Origin of the sequence: Deinococcus marmoris DSM 12784 (assembly GCF_000701405.1) — a bacterium.
Taxonomy (GTDB): domain Bacteria; phylum Deinococcota; class Deinococci; order Deinococcales; family Deinococcaceae; genus Deinococcus; species Deinococcus marmoris.
The window spans coordinates 1-2,353 of record NZ_JNIV01000209.1 but is presented as its reverse complement, the minus strand read 5'-3'; the positions used below and the strand labels follow the sequence as shown (position 1 = coordinate 2,353).

6 protein-coding genes are annotated in these 2,353 nt (G+C 60.9%); 1 reads left to right on the top strand and 5 read right to left on the bottom strand.

Annotated features, from left to right (window positions below; genetic code table 11):
* A partial coding sequence (locus tag Q319_RS0123175; RefSeq protein ID WP_029484747.1) for a transposase occupies nucleotides 1-372 on the top strand: 372 nt, incomplete at its 5' end.
* Here the strand turns inward: Q319_RS0123175 and Q319_RS25980 are convergent.
* From Q319_RS25980 to Q319_RS0123145, 5 genes are all read right to left on the bottom strand, one after another.
* A complete protein-coding gene (locus tag Q319_RS25980; RefSeq protein ID WP_029484746.1) occupies nucleotides 369-599 on the bottom strand; it encodes a hypothetical protein in 231 nt (76 codons plus the stop codon). The two genes, Q319_RS0123175 and Q319_RS25980, sit on opposite strands and share 4 nt — an antisense overlap.
* Before the next feature lie 39 nt (nucleotides 600-638).
* Nucleotides 639-881: a hypothetical protein gene (locus tag Q319_RS25975; RefSeq protein ID WP_156039572.1), complete on the bottom strand. Its 243-nt coding sequence runs from the start codon at nucleotides 879-881 to the stop codon at nucleotides 639-641.
* Nucleotides 882-1,258: 377 nt separating this feature from the next.
* Nucleotides 1,259-1,672 carry a type II toxin-antitoxin system tRNA(fMet)-specific endonuclease VapC gene (gene vapC, locus Q319_RS0123155; RefSeq protein WP_211252418.1) on the bottom strand — a complete coding sequence of 138 codons (414 nt, stop codon included), beginning with the start codon at nucleotides 1,670-1,672 and terminating at the stop codon, nucleotides 1,259-1,261.
* Nucleotides 1,669-1,905, bottom strand: a complete 237-nt coding sequence (locus Q319_RS0123150; protein ID WP_029484743.1) for an AbrB/MazE/SpoVT family DNA-binding domain-containing protein — start codon at nucleotides 1,903-1,905, stop codon at nucleotides 1,669-1,671. Before Q319_RS0123150 ends, vapC begins: the two co-directional genes overlap by 4 nt.
* 277 nt (nucleotides 1,906-2,182) lie before the next feature.
* On the bottom strand, nucleotides 2,183-2,332 hold the full coding sequence (locus Q319_RS0123145; RefSeq protein WP_081846274.1) for a recombinase family protein: 150 nt from the start codon (nucleotides 2,330-2,332) through the stop codon (nucleotides 2,183-2,185).
* Between the last annotated feature and the right edge of the window lie 21 nt (nucleotides 2,333-2,353).

Sequence of the window (2,353 nt, the reverse complement as noted above, 5' to 3'; positions counted from 1 at the left end):
AGCCGCTTCTGGATCGTCCCGACCCTGGACAAACAGGCGTATCAGCTCGTGATGGCCGCCTTTGCCGTCAGTGTGGGTGCGGGCGATGAGCATCATGTGCTGGTGGTGGAAGACAATGGCGGGTTTCATGTCCCTGCATCGCAGGGACATCCCCCAGGCATCACCGCTGTCCGCCTGCCCTCCTACGCCCCTGAATTGCAACCCGTTGAGCGCCTCTGGAAGCTGACGGATGCCACCGTCGCCAATCGCTGTTTTGACACCCTGGACGAGTTCCAGACCGTGTTGGGTGAGCAGTGTGCCTGGTTGGAGACACAACCCGATCTCCTCACCCAGCACACCCTATTCCACTGGTGGCCTCTGTGCGGCAATTAATCGGAATCCGTATCACCCCAGGGCGCGGCGAAGGACCACGGGCCTTCGCCAGGCTGCAAGACGGCAAACAACATCTTCTTGCCAACAGGACGGTACTGTCTGCGGCCCGCCGCATCCGGCTCGTTGAGGGCCTCGCCGTAACGGGTTTTGAAGGTGGCCGCTTTGAGGAGATAGGTGTTGTAGCCCTGTTCAACCGAGTCCGGGCGGCACAGATCAGTGGCCACCATGTCGCCCTCTTCTGCGGGCTTGCTGCGGGTTTCCTCGCCCTAGCCGTAGACCACGGAAACCACCACTTCTCCCACCCTGGCTGGGCGGGCCACGATGATCTTCTGCTTGGCCGCTGTCCCGACACGGCTGGCGGCCTGCGCTCCGGCAAACCAGACCTTGATGTCGATGGGTTTGGCCGTAGCCAGCGGTTCGGCCATTTCTGCCGTCTGTGAAGGCGCACAGCCCATCAGCAGCATTGAAGAAACCAGGAGACCAGTGACGCTCAGCATGGTTCTGTTCAAGTTTTTCTCCCCCACCAGAGCTTATGACGCGCAGTGGACCCTGTGGCATCGCGCCCGTGCCAATAGCGAGTGAGTGAAGTTGGTCCTTGCTCCTCCATCCCTGCCATCACTTCTGCCCGGAACGCCGCGTCCTGGACGTAGCGCAGGATCTACGATCCCATTTTGACCCAAAGAAAAAGCCCCACACTCGGTGGGGCGGTGTTCCTGCCTCACTCGGGCAGGTCTTGCTGTTGAAGCCAACCTAACCCGCGCTCTGTCACAGGAGCATGACGTCCGTCCCGCCCTTGAAGGAATGCTCTGCCTACCTTCCAGCCGTTGAAAAACGCCCAGCCAGGCGGCAGGTGGACTGACACTTTGAACGCCAGGCTCAGTCCACCTCACTGCGTCCAATCCTCAATCTTCAAGCCTGGCACCCGCGCGAACTCGCGGGTGTTGTTGGTGACCAGGATCAGGCCGTGGGCCAGGGCGGTGGCCGCAATCTGAAAATCCAATGGCCCGATGGGTTGTCCGGTCTTCTCCAGCCCAGCCCGGACGCGCCCGTAGGCGTCCGTGACCTGCGAATCGAAGGGCAGCATCACCAGTTGCGAGGCGAAGTTCAGCACGGCGGCGAGGTTGTGGTCCACGCGCGCACTTTTATAGACCCCGTGCAGCAGCTCGGCCTCAGTGACGGCGCTCAAGCCCACCTCACCGGGACGTAAACCGTCAAACCGCGCCCGGACGGTTGTCGGTCGGTCTTTGATGATGAAGATGCAGATGTTGGTGTCGAGCAGGTAGCGCAGGGGCGGGGTCAAAACGCCTCGCGCTCCTGCGTCTCCCCTTGCTCACGGCCTTCCGGGAGAAAGTCATCTCCGATTCCGGCCAGGGCGTCGAAGGCAGAAGCGAGTGTGGCTTCCCGCCTGATAGGTCTGAGGATCAGCACGTCACCGTGGCGGATGATTTCAACCTCATTGACATCCAGCCGCATTTCGTGGGGAAGGCGGACGGCCTGGGAGTTGCCACTCTGAAAGACTTTGGCTGTAGTCATGTTGGACCTCCGTATCTACATAAAAGTATATACCCATTCGCAATCATCGACACTGTAAAGGGTGTTGAACATCCGTTCGTGAGTCAAGTGCGACCGTTACGCGACAGCAGCTCGCCCCTGAGGCCACACGATGAGAACGGGCAAGGTGTTCACGGGAGTGCGGGTCAACACCATGCGCGCGCGGCCTGCACGCCTGCTTCGTGCGGCGGTCACTTGCAACTGAAGTAAGCTGCTTAACTTCAACTCCACATTCTCGAGGCAACCCAAGGACAGTGTTTTATCTGTCCAGCACGCGTTTAACCTGCACAGCGCTCCATGGGCCACCTTTGCGGGTTCTGAAGCCGTGGGCCTCGAGCTGGGCGGCCGTGGCCCGAAGACTGAGGCCCTGGCTGCGCAGCGCGCCGGCGTAGGCTGCAACGGTCCGCATGTCCGAGATGGCCCTGGCCTT

What these genes read in the sequence shown, in the direction of transcription:
- Q319_RS0123145 (WP_081846274.1), bottom strand. Translation starts at nt 2,332, where the DNA reads ATGCGGACCGTTGCAGCCTACGCCGGCGCGCTGCGCAGCCAGGGCCTC.
- Q319_RS25980 (WP_029484746.1), bottom strand. Translation starts at nt 599, where the DNA reads ATGGTGGCCACTGATCTGTGCCGCCCGGACTCGGTTGAACAGGGCTAC.
- Q319_RS0123150 (WP_029484743.1), bottom strand. Translation starts at nt 1,905, where the DNA reads ATGACTACAGCCAAAGTCTTTCAGAGTGGCAACTCCCAGGCCGTCCGC.